The sequence below is a fragment of the Pantoea graminicola genome (assembly GCF_048452665.1).
GTDB lineage: Bacteria > Pseudomonadota > Gammaproteobacteria > Enterobacterales > Enterobacteriaceae > Pantoea.
Genome location: NZ_JBLWSJ010000001.1, coordinates 684,053 through 701,735 on the forward strand (window position 1 = coordinate 684,053; position 17,683 = coordinate 701,735).

General features: G+C 57.6%; 17 protein-coding genes. 8 read left to right on the forward strand and 9 right to left on the reverse strand.

Annotation, left to right across the window (positions count from 1 at the left end; genetic code table 11):
• Positions 1–260 precede the first annotated feature (260 nt).
• Positions 261–524, forward strand: a complete 264-nt coding sequence (locus ACNY69_RS03365) for a hypothetical protein (RefSeq protein ID WP_128086896.1) — start codon at positions 261–263, stop codon at positions 522–524.
• Positions 525–559: 35 nt separating this feature from the next.
• On the opposite strand, the gene ACNY69_RS03370 is transcribed toward ACNY69_RS03365, so the two are convergent.
• Positions 560–1,254, reverse strand: a protein-coding gene (locus ACNY69_RS03370; RefSeq protein WP_140917190.1) for an IS1 family transposase whose coding sequence is annotated in 2 segments (ribosomal slippage) — positions 560–1,011 and positions 1,011–1,254 — 696 coding nt in all. Because the reading frame shifts where the segments join, the coding sequence is not laid out codon by codon here.
• 135 nt (positions 1,255–1,389) lie between these two features.
• Between ACNY69_RS03370 and ACNY69_RS03375 the strand changes: the two genes are divergently transcribed.
• A complete protein-coding gene (locus ACNY69_RS03375) occupies positions 1,390–1,677 on the forward strand; it encodes a hypothetical protein (protein WP_293769530.1) in 288 nt (95 codons plus the stop codon).
• Positions 1,678–2,085: 408 nt separating this feature from the next.
• Positions 2,086–2,628 (forward strand): glycine zipper 2TM domain-containing protein, encoded by a 543-nt coding sequence (locus ACNY69_RS03380; protein WP_111138716.1) that lies wholly within the window; start codon positions 2,086–2,088, stop codon positions 2,626–2,628.
• A 124-nt stretch (positions 2,629–2,752) separates the two neighbouring features.
• Here the strand turns inward: ACNY69_RS03380 and mfd are convergent, their stop codons facing one another.
• Together mfd and ACNY69_RS03390 are read right to left on the reverse strand one after the other, a co-directional pair.
• Positions 2,753–6,196: a transcription-repair coupling factor gene (gene mfd, locus ACNY69_RS03385; protein WP_367396262.1), complete on the reverse strand. Its 3,444-nt coding sequence runs from the start codon at positions 6,194–6,196 to the stop codon at positions 2,753–2,755.
• Positions 6,197–6,421: 225 nt separating this feature from the next.
• On the reverse strand, positions 6,422–6,631 hold the full coding sequence (locus tag ACNY69_RS03390) for a hypothetical protein (protein ID WP_111138670.1): 210 nt from the start codon (positions 6,629–6,631) through the stop codon (positions 6,422–6,424).
• 249 nt (positions 6,632–6,880) lie between these two features.
• Here ACNY69_RS03390 and lolC point away from each other — a divergent pair, with 249 nt between their 5' ends.
• From lolC to cobB, 4 genes are all read left to right on the forward strand, one after another.
• A complete protein-coding gene (gene lolC / locus ACNY69_RS03395) occupies positions 6,881–8,080 on the forward strand; it encodes a lipoprotein-releasing ABC transporter permease subunit LolC (RefSeq protein WP_111138671.1) in 1,200 nt (399 codons plus the stop codon).
• Positions 8,073–8,777, forward strand: coding sequence for a lipoprotein-releasing ABC transporter ATP-binding protein LolD (gene lolD, locus ACNY69_RS03400; protein ID WP_128085105.1), 705 nt, complete (start codon positions 8,073–8,075; stop codon positions 8,775–8,777). Before lolC ends, lolD begins: the two co-directional genes overlap by 8 nt.
• On the forward strand, positions 8,777–10,021 hold the full coding sequence (lolE, locus tag ACNY69_RS03405; RefSeq protein ID WP_418797306.1) for a lipoprotein-releasing ABC transporter permease subunit LolE: 1,245 nt from the start codon (positions 8,777–8,779) through the stop codon (positions 10,019–10,021). The genes lolD and lolE overlap by 1 nt, the downstream gene beginning before the upstream one ends.
• A gap of 145 nt (positions 10,022–10,166) precedes the next feature.
• Positions 10,167–11,000: a Sir2 family NAD+-dependent deacetylase gene (gene cobB / locus ACNY69_RS03410; RefSeq protein ID WP_418797307.1), complete on the forward strand. Its 834-nt coding sequence runs from the start codon at positions 10,167–10,169 to the stop codon at positions 10,998–11,000.
• A 136-nt stretch (positions 11,001–11,136) separates the two neighbouring features.
• On the opposite strand, the gene potD is transcribed toward cobB, so the two are convergent.
• The 5 genes from potD to ACNY69_RS03435 are packed head-to-tail and all read right to left on the reverse strand — an operon-like array spanning position 11,137 to position 15,179.
• Positions 11,137–12,180 carry a spermidine/putrescine ABC transporter substrate-binding protein PotD gene (gene potD, locus ACNY69_RS03415; protein WP_418797308.1) on the reverse strand — a complete coding sequence of 348 codons (1,044 nt, stop codon included), beginning with the start codon at positions 12,178–12,180 and terminating at the stop codon, positions 11,137–11,139.
• A gap of 11 nt (positions 12,181–12,191) precedes the next feature.
• A complete protein-coding gene (gene potC / locus ACNY69_RS03420) occupies positions 12,192–12,965 on the reverse strand; it encodes a spermidine/putrescine ABC transporter permease PotC (RefSeq protein ID WP_418797309.1) in 774 nt (257 codons plus the stop codon).
• Entirely contained in the window at positions 12,962–13,813 is an 852-nt protein-coding gene (potB, locus tag ACNY69_RS03425) for a spermidine/putrescine ABC transporter permease PotB (protein ID WP_111138717.1), read from the reverse strand. Before potB ends, potC begins: the two co-directional genes overlap by 4 nt.
• Complete coding sequence (potA, locus tag ACNY69_RS03430) at positions 13,806–14,921, reverse strand: spermidine/putrescine ABC transporter ATP-binding protein PotA (RefSeq protein ID WP_111138677.1); 1,116 nt, start codon at positions 14,919–14,921, stop codon at positions 13,806–13,808. Before potA ends, potB begins: the two co-directional genes overlap by 8 nt.
• A gap of 15 nt (positions 14,922–14,936) precedes the next feature.
• The gene (locus ACNY69_RS03435) at positions 14,937–15,179 is read right to left on the reverse strand and encodes a hypothetical protein (protein ID WP_146240819.1); all 243 of its coding nucleotides are present in this window, start codon (positions 15,177–15,179) and stop codon (positions 14,937–14,939) included.
• 53 nt (positions 15,180–15,232) lie between these two features.
• Here ACNY69_RS03435 and pepT point away from each other — a divergent pair, with 53 nt between their 5' ends.
• On the forward strand, positions 15,233–16,462 hold the full coding sequence (pepT, locus tag ACNY69_RS03440) for a peptidase T (protein WP_111138678.1): 1,230 nt from the start codon (positions 15,233–15,235) through the stop codon (positions 16,460–16,462).
• A 65-nt stretch (positions 16,463–16,527) separates the two neighbouring features.
• Here the strand turns inward: pepT and ACNY69_RS03445 are convergent, their stop codons facing one another.
• A complete protein-coding gene (locus tag ACNY69_RS03445) occupies positions 16,528–17,652 on the reverse strand; it encodes a ribosomal protein uL16 3-hydroxylase (RefSeq protein ID WP_418797310.1) in 1,125 nt (374 codons plus the stop codon).
• Positions 17,653–17,683: the final 31 nt, after the last annotated feature.

The window sequence follows — 17,683 nt, forward strand, 5'->3', positions numbered from 1 at the left end:
GTAAATCTCCCCCATCCAATCCTGATTGATCCTGATAAAATCCTGACCGGTATCACACTGAGTCGGGATTTTTACTTTATAACTAGTTTGTTACCTTAAGGCGGCTGCCACTCAATTATCCCTTCCGGGATCTCCAGTGGTCGCTTCTGCAACGTGGCAAGAATATAGTCCTGTATTAGGCCCACATTCAGTTCCAGTAGGTGATATTATCGGGGCTGAAGGAGGAGAATTTATTAGCAATGCTGTTAAGGATAGAGTTAATGAGAAGAAAAAATAAGCCGACAGTAGGCTTACTAATTTTAAGCATTTCATACATGGTTTTTTGCTGTTTGATCTTTTTCTCTCTGGCTCAGGTAATGGTAGAACTCATAATGACCGATAAGGTAAGTTTTGAGCGATCAGATATTGAGCATGTTGTGGTCGTAAGTGTTATTGCAGGAACAGCAGCGGCTCTTAGATCATGGATCTTCGCTAAAATAGATGAGCGAAAAGCCAGAAAATCCCACCTATCAGATTCAGAATAAACAAAAAAACTGGTCGAATTTGGTAATGCTTCCAATTAGTAGAACATATACTTTTCGATGAATGAGCCGATGACTTTTTCGTGGATTTCGATGGAGCGTGAGAAGCAAATCGTTTTGCGGGCCAGACGCTTAATCCGGGTGCGGAGTGCCAGGTTGTTACGCTCAATGCGTTGCGTAAAAATCTTGCCCGTCAGGTGCTTCTCCTTCGGGACTTCTCTGGCATAGCTTCCCCAGTTGTCACTGGTTATCATACCAATGCTGAACGGTGTTAACAGAGCCAATAGCTCCCTGCAGGTCTCATTTGTACGCGGACCGAAGGTGTAGGCCAGTACGCCGCCTGTTTTGGTGTTGTAAGCGTACCATAGCCAGTGTTGTAGGGCTTTACTGCCAACAAAGGCCCACTGCTCATCGAGTTCACAGATAAGCGCTACGTCGGCATGAGCGACCGGAGAAGAGGTAATCCGGCGGGGTGTCAGTTTTTTAAAGCCCGAATGACTGTGTTGATACCGATTTTTAGTGTTCTGGCGGTATCTCGGATACCTGACCCGTTATGAGTCATATCAATGATTTGCTCTTTGACTCCCGGTTTTCTGGCTTCATAGCGATAAGAAAGCTGGAATACACGGTGACAACACTGGCAGCGGAATCTCTCACGTTTAGTCGGGCTGAGTCCATGTCGGTAAACTTCATCTGAATTACAGCGGGGGCAGTGGACTGTTACGGTAGCCATGAAAACACCTCAAATAACGGCAGGATATCATAAGATCCAACCATTCAGAGGCATTACCAAAAAGTACTGGAACGCCGTATTACTTCTGGCTTTGCCATTCTGGGTATCCCTCTCACAGGGAATAAAAGAATAGGTATGCCAGCCTCATCTGATAATAATGGTGCTTTCATCAATGAGTTCACCCTGAAACCGGGACAAATGATTCGGGTCATCCACTACTGGACTGAGACTGGGTACTATCAGAACACTCAAAAATCTGCCACTGCTGAATTTATTCCTCAGGCCAACCATGACTACGAAATTGTGGTCAGAGGCTCTGAGTATGCAGGCGATAGCGTGTCCATCAAAAATCTCACCCCGGATGGCGCCGTAGTGGGCTGGGGCGACGTGAAGGAATGCCCGTCAAAGAGTATTTTCGATTAGTTTCCTCTTCCTTCATTCCTGAAGCCTGGTTGCTTCAGGAATGAATCTTCACTTTTACGGCATAGTCAGTAACCTGGTTATACAGGTAGCGATGGAAATGCGGTTGCCAGAACAGGCAGTCAGCTTCTTTATAGCACTTAAAAAAGATTTATAATATTGATTTTATTGGTTAAATTTCTGGCTTAAATCGATAACAGTAAAAACTTTCTGCACCTCAGAACTCTCCTAAAAACTGGTCCTGAAAGCAAAGTGACCAATTTCTTCCATTTATCTGATGTTGCAATTTCGGTCCATCTGTAAAACTTCATCCCAACAAACACGGCGCGTCGCGCACGCCGGTTAGACCTCCGTCAACGAGGATGCTTTACGGCAGGAATGCGCGGTAACACTTTTCAGGAGGAACTTCCTGTGAATAAATCAATGTTAGCGGGTATCGGTATTGGTGTGGCAGCAGCGCTGGGTGTTGCCGCCGTGGCAGGCATGAACGTGTTTGATCGCGGCCCGCAATACGCTCAGGTACTTTCTGCAACGCCTATCAAAGAGAGCATCAGGCAGCCACGCCAGGAGTGCCGTAATGTCACCCTGACGCATCGCCGGGCCGTACAGGACGAAAACCGTCTTGCCGGATCGGTGTTAGGTGCAGTGGCAGGGGGTGTGCTGGGTCACCAGTTTGGTGGCGGTCGCGGCAGGGATGTGGCGACGGTAGCGGGTGCGGTAGCGGGCGGTTATGCCGGTAATCAGGTCCAGGCCGGACTGCAGGATCGGGATACCTACACCACCACCGAACAGCGCTGCAAAACAGTTTATGATAAACAAGAGAAAAAACTGGGATATGACGTGACCTATAAAATAGGCGACCAGCAGGGCAAAATCCGTATGGAGAACGATCCCGGCACGCGTATTCCACTGGATCGCAACGGTCAGCTGATTCTTAACGGCGACCAGGCGTAATTGGGCAAAGCTTTGCCGCCTTCGCGGCCACACAGCACGACGTAATGAAAAAGGCGCATCTTCCGGATGCGCCTTTTTCATGGTGTTCCGCCCGCCCGGCGCTCAGTACCAGGCGGGCAGGGTGTCAGACCTGATGCTCAGCCAGTTGTGAAACAAAGCCCTGCACCCACTCCATCCGCAGCTTTCTTTCTGACAGTTCACGGGTGAAACGCAGTCGCGTCGGGCCATCCAGCTTCCACTGCTGCGGTTCCTTCTGCAGCAGGCCGATCAGCCAGGCCGGATCCACCTTGTTCTGCGGCGCAAAATCGAAATAACCGCCTTTGTCGCTGGCTTCGATCTTACGCAGCCCCACGGTTTGCGCCTGCAGGCGGATAATTGCCACATCCAGCAGGTTGCGCGCCGCGTCCGGCAGCAGGCCGAAGCGGTCGATCATCTCGACCTTCAGCTCCTGCAGCTCCTCTTCACTCTCCGCGCTGGCGATGCGTTTGTAGAGTGACAGGCGGGTGCTGACATCCGGGATAAAGCTCTCCGGCAGCAGCGCAGGCATGCGCAGCTCTACCTCGGTCTGATTGCTGGTGAGATCTTCCAGCGACGGCTCGCGTCCCGCTTTCAGCGCCTCAACCGCATTCTCCAGCAGCTCCATATAGAGCGTGAAGCCCAGCGTCTCCATCTGGCCGCTCTGCTCATCACCCAGCAGCTCGCCCGCGCCGCGAATCTCCAGGTCATGGGTCGCCAGCGCAAACCCGGCCCCCAGATCTTCCAGCGAGGCGATCGCCTCCAGACGTTTATGCGCATCGGCGGTCATCGCCTTCGGATGCGGCGTTAACAGCCAGGCATAGGCCTGATGATGCGAACGCCCGACGCGCCCGCGCAGCTGGTGCAGCTGAGCCAGACCAAAGTGGTCGGCGCGTTCGATGATGATGGTGTTGGCGGTCGGAATGTCGATCCCGGTTTCGATAATGGTGGTACAGACCAGCACGTTGAAACGCTGATGATGGAAATCGTTCATCACCCGCTCCAGCTCACGCTCACGCATCTGGCCGTGACCGATCGCCACCCGCGCTTCCGGCACCAGCTCGCTCAGGCGCTGCGCCGCTTTCTCAATATTTTCAACGTCGTTATAGAGGTAGTAAACCTGACCGCCACGCAGCACTTCACGCAGGATCGCCTCACGGATCACCAGGTCATCATATTCCCGGACAAAGGTTTTCACCGCCAAACGACGGGCAGGCGGCGTGGCGATAATGGAGAGATCGCGCATGCCGCTCATCGCCATATTCAGGGTACGCGGAATCGGCGTGGCGGTGAGCGTCAGAATATCCACATCGGCCCGCATTGCCTTAATCCGCTCTTTATGGCGGACCCCAAAACGGTGCTCCTCATCGACAATCAGCAGACCGAGATCGTGCCATTTCAGGTCACTCATCAGCAGCTTGTGGGTGCCGATCAGGATGTCGATCTTGCCCTCGCTGGCCTGTTCCAGCACCTGCGCCTGCTCTTTGGCGGTGCGGAAACGGGACAGCATCTCAATGCGAACCGGCCAGTTGGCAAAGCGATCGCGGAAGTTATCGTAATGCTGCTGAGCCAGCAGGGTGGTTGGCACCAGCACGGCCACCTGTTTATGGTTTTCGATCGCCAGAAATGCCGCGCGCATCGCCACTTCGGTTTTACCGAAACCGACGTCGCCGCATACCAGACGGTCCATCGCCAGCGGCTGGCACATATCGCTCAGTACCGCATTGATCGCCTGCGCCTGGTCTGGAGTCGTCTCAAACGGGAAACTTTCACAGAACAGCTGATACTGCTCACGGTCGTGCTTAAAGGCAAAGCCCGCTTTGGCGGCGCGCTGGGCGTAGATATCCAGCAGCTCAGCCGCGACATCGCGCACTTTCTCCGCCGCTTTCTGCCGTGCGCGTGACCAGGCGTCGCTGCCCAGCTTGTGCAGGGGCGCGTTATCGTCAGCCCCGCCCGCATAGCGGCTGATCAGGTGCAGCGAGGAAACCGGCACATAAAGTTTGGCGTCATTGGCGTAAGAGAGCATCAGGTATTCCGCCTCAATGCCGCCCGCCTCCAGCGTGGTCAGGCCGATGTAGCGTCCTACGCCGTGCTCCAGGTGCACCACCGGCTGGCCGGGGTGCAGTTCCGCCAGGTTGCGGATCAGAATGTCCGGATTGATGGTATGGCGGGTATCCTGACGGCGACGGCTGACACGCTCGCCCAGCAGATCGCTCTCGCAAATCAGCGCCCGGTTGCCCTGGGTGTCAATAAAACCGCGTTCGCTGGCCCCGATCATCAGCGTGAAACGATCGTCGCCGTTTTCATCAAAGCGATGCACTGGCTGAGGACGCAGCTTGATCCGTGCCAGCAGCTCCTGCAGGCTCTCACGGCGGCCTTCGCTCTCTACCGAGAAGACGACGGCGCCGCTGAAGGTTTCGATAAACTGACGCAGATGATCGAGCGGCGCTTTGGCCTGCGCCTGAATGGCCAGATCCGGCAGCGGGGTGTAGCCGAGGTTGGTATTGGCCGCCTTCGCCGGCAGCACCTCGCTGGTCATCTGAATGCGCGGCCAGGCTTTCAGCTCGCCCATTAACGCATCCGGGCGCAGCCACAGGGTCACCGGCTCCAGCAGCGGGCGCATCGGGTCGACGCGGCGATTCTCATAGCGCGCTTCGGCATCCTGCCAGAAGCGGCTGGCACTGCCTTCGAGATCGCCACAGTTCACAATCAGGGTGTTGTCGGGCAGGTAGCTGAACAGGCTGGGCAACGGCTGCTCGAAAAAGAGCGGCTGCCAGTATTCGATGCCTGCGGGCAGCGTGCCTTTACTGACCTGCTGATAGACATGCTCCGATTCGCGGCGCACATCGAACATTTCACGCCAGCGGCTGCGGAACAGCTCGATGGCCGCTTTGTCGCTGGGAAACTCATGCGCGGGCAGCAGGTTGATTTCGGCGACCGCCTCCAGCGTGCGCTGGGTGTCAACGTCAAACAGGCGCAGGCTGTCGATCTCATCATCAAAGAAGTCGATACGGTAGGGCTGATCGCTGCCCATCGGGAAGAGGTCGAGCAGGGCGCCGCGGGTGGCATATTCCCCGTGCTCCATCACCTGATCCACATGGCGATAGCCCGCCTGCTCCAGCTGGTCGCGCAGCCGATCGCGTGACAGTTTCTGCCCCTGCTTCATAACCAGCGCATGGCCATGCAGGAAACTGTGCGGGCAGACGCGCTGCATCAGCGTATTAACCGGCATGATCAGCATACCGTGCTGCATCACGGGCAGCTGGTAGAGGGTCGACAGACGGGCCGAGATAATATCCTGATGCGGAGAAAAACTGTCATACGGCAGCGTTTCCCAGTCGGCGAGGTAGGCTACCGGCAGATCAGTAAACTGGCGGATCTCATCCAGCAGTCGCAGCGCAGTCTGGGTATCGGGGGTAATCATCAGGACCGGACCGGCGTGGCGTTCGGTAATGCTGGCACACTCTACCGCATGTGCAGCGCCTGTGAGCTGGCCGAGCTGGCGGAGATCGCCGGATTTAACGGGCAGGGTATAACGAGTCTGTTCGGACATGGGATCTCGGGGTTGCTCCATTTTTCCAGGACGTAATCATTCCATATTATGTCAGGGGGATCACCTTTGCGGCACAATTTTCCTGCCGCACCGCGCTGAAGCCGGGCGTTCAGCCCTTACCGGGTGTCGGCGGTAACGAAGCGGATAAGAAGAGGATAGACGCAGACTGGAAAGGAAACAGAGAAAACCACCGTCGCCAGGCAGCGACGGGGTTAAACAGGCAGATTATTTTATGGATTGCTGTGTGTAATGCATGCGTGGCCGGTCGATATTGGCCCAGGATAACTCCTGCTCGGGATGATAGCTGAGATTGCCGTCGTCCCACTTTACGTAATACCCGACGGGGGCGTCCTGCAACTCAAAGACGTTGATGACCTCGCCTCTGATCTCGCCGGACTGATGTTTTACGATGCTGCCTCTGGAAAATGTCGACATGATCGTACCCCTCCCCATCCCGGTGATCGCTCACCCTTTTACGCTGTAACTGAGTGTAGTCTAGCCGCAGGGGCGGAGAATAATCCGCCAATAAGCGACGGCTTTATCGGCTATTCCGCTGCTTTGAAGTTGAAGGTGACGCATTCTGATGCAACTTTGCTGCCGACTCAGAGGGTTAGAGGTTTCATAAAGCCAGCCGCTCCTTTATCATCCCACTACCTATTTTCAGGCAACGGCTTACTGAATTCCATGTATCAACCTGTCGCGCTATTTATCGGTCTGCGTTACATGCGCGGACGAGCATCGGATCGCTTCGGTCGCTTTGTCTCCTGGCTCTCAACGATTGGCATTACGCTCGGCGTGCTGGCGATGGTGACCGTCCTCTCAGTGATGAACGGTTTTGAGCGTGAACTCGAAGGCAACATTCTTGGCCTGATGCCTCAGGCGCTGATCACCAGCGACAAAGGCAGCCTCAATCCGCAGCAGCAACCCGCCGCCTCGCTGAATCTGCAGGGCGTCAGCCGCACTGCACCGTTGACGACCGCCAGCGTGGTGCTGCAAAGTCCGCACAGCGTCGCCGTGGGCGTGATGCTGGGAATTAATCCTGATGAAAAAGATCCGCTGACGCCATTCCTGGTAAACACCCGGCAGAGCGTGCTGCAGCCCGGACAGTACAACGTGATCCTCGGCGAACAGCTCGCGTCGCAGCTGGGCGTAAAACGGGGCGATCAGCTGCGTCTGATGGTGCCGTCGGTCAGCCAGTTTACGCCGATGGGGCGCGTGCCGAGCCAGCGTCTGTTTACCGTGGCGGGCACCTACGCGGCGAACAGCGAAGTCGATGGTTATCAGATCCTGGTCAATCTTCAGGATGCGTCACGCGTGATGCGCTATCCGGCCGGAAACATCACCGGCTGGCGTCTCTGGCTCGACAAGCCGCTGTCGGTGGACAGCCTGAGTCAGCAGAGCCTGCCTGCGGGGCTGGTCTGGAAAGACTGGCGTGAGCGCAAAGGCGATCTCTTCCAGGCGGTGCGCATGGAGAAAAATATGATGGGCCTGCTGCTGAGCCTGATCATCGCGGTGGCGGCGTTTAACATCATCACGTCGCTGGGTCTGCTGATCATGGAGAAGCAGGGCGAAGTGGCGATCCTGCAGACGCAGGGCCTGACGCGCCGGCAGATTGTCGCTGTCTTTATGGTGCAGGGCGCCAGCGCCGGGATTATCGGCACGCTGCTCGGCGCACTGCTGGGCGTGCTGCTGGCCAGCCAGCTCAACAACCTGATGCCGGTGATTGGCCTGTTCCTCGATGGCGCCGCGCTGCCGGTGGATATTAACCTGTGGCAGGTGATTACCATCGCCCTCAGCGCGATGATCGTTGCGCTGTTGTCTACGCTCTATCCTTCGTGGCGCGCTGCCGCCGTTCAACCTGCTGAGGCTTTACGTTATGAGTAACTCTCCTTTGTTGCAGTGCCGCGACCTGTGCAAACGCTATCAGGAAGGCAGCGTGCAGACCGATGTGCTGCGCAATGTGGCTTTCAGCCTCCAGCCCGGCGAACTGACGGCGATCGTCGGCAGCTCCGGCTCCGGTAAAAGTACGCTGCTGCATCTGCTCGGCGGCCTGGATGCGCCGACCTCGGGCGATGTGGTGTTTGATGGTCAGTCACTGAATGCCATGTCCTCCTCGGCCAAAGCGGAGCTGCGCAACCGCGAGCTGGGCTTTATCTATCAGTTCCACCATCTGCTGCCGGACTTCAGCGCGCTGGAGAACGTGGCGATGCCGCTGCTGATTGGCAAAATTGCGAAAGCGGAAGCGCAGGCGCGGGCGCGGGAGATGCTGGCTGCGGTCGGGCTGGATCATCGCGCCGCCCACCGGCCGTCTGAACTGTCGGGCGGAGAGCGTCAGCGTGTCGCGATTGCCCGCGCGCTGGTGAATCGTCCGCGGCTGGTGATGGCGGATGAGCCTACCGGTAACCTGGATGCGCGCAACGCCGATGCCATCTTTGAACTGCTGGGCGAACTGAACGTCCGTCAGGGCACCGCGTTTCTGGTGGTGACCCACGATCTGATGCTGGCAAAACGGATGACGCGTCAGATGGAGATGCGTGACGGCCAGTTAAGCGACCAGCTCACTCTGGCAGGAGCGGTGTAATGGGTTCATCGTTATCCCTGTTGCTGGGCCTGCGCTTCAGCCGCGGGCGCCGCCGTGGCGGCATGGTGTCGCTGATTTCGGTCATCTCCACCGTGGGTATCGCGCTGGGCGTGGCGGTGCTGATTATCGGCCTGAGCGCCATGAATGGGTTTGAGCGCGAGCTGAACAACCGTATTCTGGCGGTCGTGCCGCACGGTGAAATAGAGGCGGTCAACCAGCCGTTCCGCCAGTGGCAATCCCTGATCGCACCGATAGAGAAGGTGCCCGGTATTGCGGCGGCCGCGCCCTATGTGAACTTCACCGGCCTGATTGAGAGCGGCGCCCGGCTGGAGGCGCTGCAGGTGAAGGGCGTCGATCCGGCTCAGGAGCCGCGCCTCAGCGCGCTGCCGCAGTTCGTGGCCGCTAACGCCTGGTCCTCTTTTGCCGCGGGTAAGCAGCAGATCATCCTTGGCGGTGGCATTGCGAAATCGCTGAATGTGAAGCAGGGCGACTGGATCACCATCATGATCCCCAACAACGATGGCGACAACAAACTGCTGCAGCCCAAACGCATCCGGTTGCAGGTCAGCGGCATCCTGCAACTCAGCGGTATGCTCGATCACAGCCTGGCGCTGGTACCGCTGGCGGACGCGCAGCACTATCTGGAGATGGGTGACAGCGTTTCCGGCATCGCCCTGAAAATGAGCGATCCGTTCCAGGCTGTTAAGCTGGTGCGGGATGCCGGGGAAGCGACCCGCTCTTACGTCTATATAAAGAGCTGGATTGGCACCTACGGCTACATGTACCGGGATATTCAGATGATCCGCGCCATCATGTATCTGGCGATGGTGCTGGTGATCGGCGTGGCCTGCTTTAACATCGTCTCTACGCTGGTCATGGCGGTGAAGGATAAGAGCAGTGACATCGCGGTGCTGCGCACGCTCGGCGCGAAAGACCGGCTGATCCGCGCCATCTTCATCTGGTACGGTCTGCTGGCGGGGCTGCTGGGCAGCGTCAGCGGTGTGATCGCGGGCGTGCTGGTGGCGCTGAATCTGACCTCGCTGGTGCGCGGGCTGGAGTCGTTGACCGGCCATCATCTGCTGGCAGGCGATATCTACTTTATCGATTTCCTGCCGTCGGAACTGCACTGGATTGATGTGTTCTCAGTACTGATCACCGCGATTCTGCTGAGTCTGTTAGCGAGCTGGTATCCGGCGAGGCGCGCCAGCCGCATCGACCCGGCTCGGGTATTAAGCGGTCAGTAATAAAAGGCGGCGCGAGTGATTTCGCGCCGTCTCTGTTTTAAGACCTTTGCTGTAGGGCCAGGCCCGCAGCAACCGTTACTATCGGGTGAAGTTACCCGGAAACTGTTTATAGCGGCTCGCCGCAGCCGCTACGCCAGGAGATTTTATGCGTACACCACGTCGCCGCCTGCGACTTGCCCGCCTGAAGAAAACCCGGAGAAAGGTGCATCAGCGCTTCCGTCAGCGCATTTTTGAGCGCGATCGTCAGGCCGAACTGGCCGCCCATCCTCTGCCGCATGTGGTCGTGCTGACCGGCGCGGGCATCTCTGCGGAGTCCGGCATCCGGACCTTCCGCGCCGCTGACGGCCTGTGGGAAGAGCATCACGTTGAAGATGTGGCGACACCCGAGGGCTTTCAGCGCGATCCGGCGCTGGTGCAGCGCTTCTACAACGCGCGCCGCCAGCAGCTTCAGCAGCCAGAGATCCAGCCCAACGCGGCGCATGTGGCCCTGGCGGAGCTGGAGCAGGTGTTAGGCGACAATTTCCTGCTGGTGACGCAGAACATCGATAACCTGCATGAACGGGCCGGCAACAGCCGGGTGCTGCATATGCACGGCGAGCTGTTAAAAGTGCGCTGCGTCTCCAGCGGTCAGGTGATCGAATGGACCGGGGATATTACCCCGGACGACCGCTGCACCTGCTGCCAGTTCCCCTCGGCGCTGCGGCCGCATGTGGTGTGGTTCGGTGAGATGCCGCTGGGTATGGAGGAGATTTATCAGGCGCTGGAGCAGGCCGATTACTTTATTGCGATTGGCACCTCAGGCCACGTCTACCCGGCGGCGGGATTCGTGCATGAGGCTAAACTCAAGGGCGCGCATACGGTTGAACTCAATCTTGAACCGAGCCAGGTCGGCAACGAGTTTGCCGAACGGCACTATGGCCTGGCGAGCGAAGTCGTCCCGGAGTTTGTTCACAAACTGCTGCGTGGTTGCTTCCGGTAAGCGGGGCGGGTGAGTGACGCTGACCCGGCGCAGAGCGTCTGTGCCGGATCGTAAAACCGCCCCTGAGACGCCACAACGCGGAGCTGAGCTGGGGCACGCGGCGCTTTTGCTCCGCGCCCCCTCTCAGCCTGCTGCTTTAGCGCCCGGCTTTCAGCTGCTGGAACAGCGTTTCGTACTGAACGCTGGCCTCACCCACGTCATCCTGCCATTCACCCTTTTTAATCACGTCGGCGGGGGGATAGAGCGAAGGATCGTTCGCCACGGTCGGTGGCAGCAGGGCTTTGGCGGCCAGGTTCGGCGTGGGATAACCGATGGTTTCCGCGACTCTGGCGGCGACGTCCGGGCGCAGCAGGAAGTTGATCAGCTTCAGCGCGCCGGCTCTGTTTTTCGCATTGGCCGGGATTGCCAGGTTATCCATCCAGAAGATGCCGCCCTCTTCAGGCCAGACTACCGCTAACGGCGTGCCCGCCTGACGCGCGACATAAGCCGACCCATTCCAGAGCATCCCCAGATTCACCTCACCTTCCATATAAGGATTCCCCGGATTATCGGAGTTGAAAGCCAGCACGTTGGGCATCAGTTTTTTCAGCTCCAGATACGCCGCTTTGATCTGCGCCGGGTCGCGGGTATTGCCGGAGTAGCCCAGCTTGCGCAGCGCCATCTGGAACACCTCGCGCGCATCGTCGGTCAGCAGCAGGCTCTGCTTATATTCCGGCTTCCAGAGGTCGGCCCAGCGGGTCACCTTGCTGGCATCGATCTCATCGGTGTTCACGCCGATCGCCGTGGCGCCCCAGATATAGGGGATCGAGTAGTCATTGTTGGGATCGAACGGCTTATTCAGCAGATCGGGATCGAGGTTACTGAAGTTACTGAGCTGGCTTTTATCGATCTTCTGCAGCATCCCTTCATTACGCATCTTTGCCACGAAATAGGTCGAGGGCACCACCAGATCGTATGCGCCATCCTTCCAGGTTTTCAGCTTGGCGTACATGCTCTCGTTGGATTCATAGGTGGAGTAGATCACCTTAATCCCGGTCTCTTTGGTGAACTGCTCCAGCAGCCCCGGCGGCACATACTCCGTCCAGTTATAGAAGTAGAGCGTGTTGCTGTCGTCGGCCTGAGCCACATTCATGCCCAGCAGCAGCGCACCTGCCGCCAGCCAGTGAGATCGCTTTTTCATCCTCTTTCCTCTTATCGATTTCTGTCGCGCAGTAACCACTGGCTGGCCGCAACCAGCAGCAACGACAGCAGCAGTAAAATGGTGGCCAGCGCATTCACCTCGGGTGAGACGCCAACCTTTACCATGGAGTAGATCTTCAGCGGTAAGATCTCAAACGTCGGGCCGGAGACGAACGACGAGACCACCACATCATCCATTGACAGGGTGAAGCTCAGCAGCCAGCCCGCCGCGACAGCGGGCATCGCCAGCGGCAGGAGGATCCTGCGCAGGATGGTCGTTTCGCTGGCACCGAGATCTTTGGCCGCCTCCAGCATCCGCACATCAAATCCTTTCAGTCGCGAGTAGACCGTAATCACCACAAACGGCAGGCAGAAATTGATATGGGAGATCAGCAGCGACCAGAAGCCCAGCGAAATGCCCAGCAGCATAAACAGCACCAGCAGGGAGATGGCCATCACAATGTCGGGCGACATCATCACCACAAACAGCATGCCGCTGACAAACGGCTTGCCGCGGAAACGGTAGCGATAGAGCGCCACGGCGGTCAGCGCACCGATCAGCGTGGCGCAGCTGGCAGAGAGCACGCCCATGATCAACGAATGCTGCGCCGCCTGAAGCAGGCTGTCGTTGTTCAGTAGCAGGCTGTACCACGTCGTCGTGAAACCCTGCCAGTTGATACCAAACCGGGACGCGTTAAACGAATTGGCGATCAGAATCATGATCGGTATGTAGAACCAGGCGTAAATCAGCGCCATAAAAGAGCCGCGTAACAGGCGAGCCATCATCCTAAATCCATCCTGTTATTCAGCAGTCGTGCGACGCGCCAGTAGATCAGCAGCAGCAACCCCATTATCAAAGTCATGACGACGCTGGTGGCAGCCCCCAGTGGCCAGTCCCGGATATTCAGGAACTGGCTCTTGATAATATTGCCAATCAGCAGGTTCCTGGCGCCGCCCATCAGGTCGGCAACATAGAACAGCCCCATCGCCGGGATAAACACCAGCAGGCAGCCCGCGATAATGCCGGGCATGGTCAGCGGCAGAATCACCCGGAAAAAGGTCTGCAGCTTACCGGCACCCAGGTCGCGCGCCGCTTCCAGCAGCGGCTTATCCAGCTTCTCCAGGCTGGAGTAGAGTGGCAGCACCATAAACGGCAGCAGGATATAGATCAGACCGAGGATCACCGCTTCCGGGGTATAGATGAGGCGAAACGGCTTGTCGATCACCCCCAGCGACAGCAGGCCATCGTTCAGCCAGCCACGGGTGCTGAGAAAGATTTTCAGGCCATAGATACGGATCAGCGAGTTGGTCCAGAACGGCACAATCAACAGGAACAGCATCAGCGGACGCAGGCGCGGCGGCAGTTTCGTCAGACACCAGGCGAAGGGATAGCCCAGCAGCAGGCAGCCGAGTGTGGCGATCAGCGCCATATTCAGAGAGTGCAGCAGCACCTCTGCATAGAGCGGATCGAGCAGGCGACCATAGTTGCTGAGCGTCGGCGTCGTGCTGACAAAACGGGCTTCATCACGCGTCAGAAAGCTGGTGATGAAGATCATCAGATCAGGGATAAAGACGAAGAGCGTCAGCCAGCCGACAATCAGCGCGATAACGCACTTCTGAAAACCATTACGCATCAGCTTCATAGGGCAGCACCACCTCCCAGCCTGGCACCCAGTTCACCACCATCTTCTGATTCAGCGAGTGGTCGAAGTCTGGATCGTCTTCATTAAAGAATTCGCTGACCGTAATCAGCTTGCCATTCTCCAGCGCGACCACGGACTCCAGCGTCATGCCTTTATAGTTTCGTTCGCGTACATAGCCAATCAGGCCATCTGCCGGGCGCTCATCATGGATCTCATCGACCCGCAGATCTTCCGGTCGCAGCATCACATGGAGCCGGTCACCGGCACTCACCGGGAAGGGACAGTGGATCTGGCATTCGCGCCCCTCGACCCGCGCACGCACCGCAGGCGCGTCATCGGCGGCGATAACTTCTGCATCAAACAGATTAATTTCGCCGATGAAGCGGGCGACAAACAGATTTTCAGGCTCTTCGTAGACTTCGCGTGGCGTACCATCCTGTACTACCTTGCCGTCACGCATCACCACGATACGGTCGGACATGGTCAGCGCCTCTTCCTGATCGTGCGTGACAAAGATGAAGGTGATGCCGAGCTTACGCTGCAGCGCCTTCAGCTCATTCTGCATCTGACGGCGCAGCTTGTAGTCCAGCGCCGAGAGTGACTCATCCAGCAGCAGCACTTTGGGCCGGTTGACCACGGCGCGGGCGATCGCCACCCGCTGCTGCTGGCCGCCAGAGAGCTGATGCGGACGCCGATCGGCGAAGCTCTCCAGCTGCACCATCGCCAGCGCCTCGTTAACCCGTTCGTTAATCTGCGCTGCCGGCGTTTTCTGCATCCGCAGGCCAAACGCCACGTTCTCAAACACCGTCATATGCGGAAACAGCGCATAGCTCTGAAACACGGTATTGACGTGACGATGCTCGGCGGGCGTGCTGGTAATCTCCTGGTCGTCGAGCAAAATCCGGCCACGGTCGGCATCTTCCAGACCGGCGATCAGGCGCAGGATCGTCGTTTTGCCGCAGCCCGACGGGCCGAGCAGGGTGATGAACTCACCGTGATGAATGGTCAGGTTAAAATCATCAATGATGGTTTTACCGTCGAAAGCTTTACTGATGCCAGAAAGCGTAACCAGCGCCTGCTGTGCGCGTGTTTGCGTCATTTTAGTCTCAGTCTGTTAGAGGTCGGACAGTTTCAGCGTAGCCGCATCATGCGGCCAGCCAGCAAAGAGGGCGGATGATACCTGAAAAATGCGGTAATGCCATGATTTGGCCGCCCGATCGGCGCTAATGGGGGCCGTTACAGGAAATAGTGCGGGATTGGCCGCAACATTCACCGGTGTGTCGCTTTTTTCAGGCTTATTGCTTTCCCAAAGGTTCCCGACCGCGCTAACCTGTCTGCGAATGATTTTACGCAACATTGCGTTCGGCGGGTCTGTGAATAATAGCGGACGGCACTTTTAAAGGATGGGATATGGAACAGTTACTTGAGCGCTTTTTGAGTTATGTGGCAGTTGAGACCCAGGCTAAGCCGCAGGCGCGCCAGGTGCCCAGCAGTGAAGGGCAGTGGACGCTGGCGCGTCAGCTGCAGGAGGAGCTGCTGGCGCTGGGCTTTGTCGATGTCACCTTAAGCGATCACTGCTGCGTCATGGGCACGCTGCCCGCCAACGTTGACTGGCCGACGCCGGTCATCGGTTTCATCTCCCACATGGATACCTCTCCCGATTTTACGGCGAAGCATGTGAATCCGCAGATCATCGAGAATTATCGCGGCGGCGATATTGCGCTGGGTAACGGCAATGAGATTCTGTCGCCGGTGATGTTCCCGGTGCTGCACAAGCTGATCGGCCACACGCTGATCACCACCGATGGTAAAACCCTGCTGGGCGCGGACGATAAAGCGGGTATTGCCGAGATCATGACGGCGATGGCGGAACTGGCCGCCAGCGACAGGCCGCACGGCGCTATTCGCGTGGCCTTTACGCCCGATGAGGAGATTGGCCGCGGCACCTCGCACTTTGACGTAGAAGCTTTTGCCGCAGACTGGGCCTACACCATCGACGGCAGCGATCTGGGCGAGTTCGAGTATGAAAACTTCAACGCCGCCTCGGCCACCGTGAAAATCGTCGGCAACAATGTGCATCCTGGTTCGGCTAAAGGGGTGATGGTGAATGCGCTGGATCTGGCTAACCAGTTCCACGCGGCGGTTCCGGCCAGCGAAAAACCGCAGTTCACCGACGGCTATCAGGGTTTCTATCATCTGCATCAGATCAAGGGCACGGTCGAACACGCCGAAATGCTCTACATCATCCGTGATTTTGAGACTGAACGTTTTGAGCAGCGTAAAGCAACGCTGCTGCAGATTGCTGCGGAGATTAACAGGAGCCTGCATGCGGACTGCTCAGTGACGGTCGACATCACCAACAGCTACCGTAATATGCGTGAAAAGGTTGAGCCGTTCCCGCACATCATCGAGCTGGCGTTGCAGGCGATGCGCGACTGCGGCATTGAGCCGGTAGTGAAGCCGATCCGCGGCGGAACCGATGGGTCGGCACTTTCATGGAAAGGCCTGCCGTGCCCGAACATCTTTACCGGTGGCTACAACTACCATGGTAAACATGAGTTTGCCTCACTGAATATCATGGCGAAATCGGTCGAGGTGATTGTGCGCCTGTCAGAGCTGGCGGCACAGAAGAAGGATTAAAAAAGCGCTCTGTCACCGTGACAGAGCGCCTGATTCAGCCGCCGCGCAGGGATGCGCCGCGCGGCTTATTCGTCGCCGAAGTACCAGTAACCAGCATTCACCAGACCAGCGATCTGCGCCAGCACAGCCGGATCGTCCAGCGCATCACCCAGATCGTCCAGCGTGATGCGACTGTGATGGGCCAGAACCGCCATCACCTCAGGACGCGAACACTCAACCTGCTCGCCGTTCACATAGACCGCCTCGCCAATCGTCAGCACTCGCAGGCCACCTAACCGGCTCAGGGCGTCACCCTGCTGCAGCGCATCGTAGATCTCGTCAGGCTGATAAGGTGGTTCCGGCGGCGCGACATCCAGTTCATGGCGTGACTGTGAAATAAATTCGCCGAACCAGCGTTCGAAATGTTCAGGCTGATTGACCACATCCAGCATCAGCTGACGCACCCCTTCAATTTCCTGCGGCAGGATCTGCGACGGGCAGTCACGCGCGGGTACGTCCGGATCGCTGAAGCGCAGGCTGCCCAGTTCATTGGCCAGCGCGTAGTCGGCGAATCCGCTGATCAGCTCGCGGCCGCTGGGGGCGCGGAAGCCGACAGAGTAGTTCAGCGCGTTCTCCAGCGAGTAGCCTTCATGCGGGAATCCTGGCGGAATATAGAGAATATCGCCCGGCTCCATCTCTTCATCGATGATGGCGTCAAAGGGTTCGACCTGCAGCAGATCCGGGTGCGGGCAGTGCTGCTTCAGCGGCACCTTTTCCCCGACGCGCCAGCGACGGCGGCCCATCCCCTGAATAATAAAGACATCATACTGATCGAAATGGGGGCCGACACCGCCGCCAGGCACGGCAAATGAGACCATCAGGTCGTCAACGCGCCAGTCGGGCAGGAAACGGAAAGGACGCATCAGCGCCGCCGAAGGCTCATGCCAGTGGTTAACCGCCTGAACCAGCAGCGACCAGTTGTTCTCGCCCAGGTGATCGTAGCTCTCAAACGGGCCGTGGCTGACCTGCCATTTACCGTCCTGATGGCTGACCAGGCGGCTGTCCACCTCGTTTTCCATCGCCAGTCCGGCCAGTTCATCCGGGGAAAGAGGATCCACAAAGTTTTTAAAACCACGCTTCAGCACTACCGAGCGTTTCTGCCAGTAGCGCTGAATAAAATCGGGCCAGTTAAGATCGAGCTGATAGTCCATACAAGGGTTCCGCTTAGGGCTGCAAATGCCA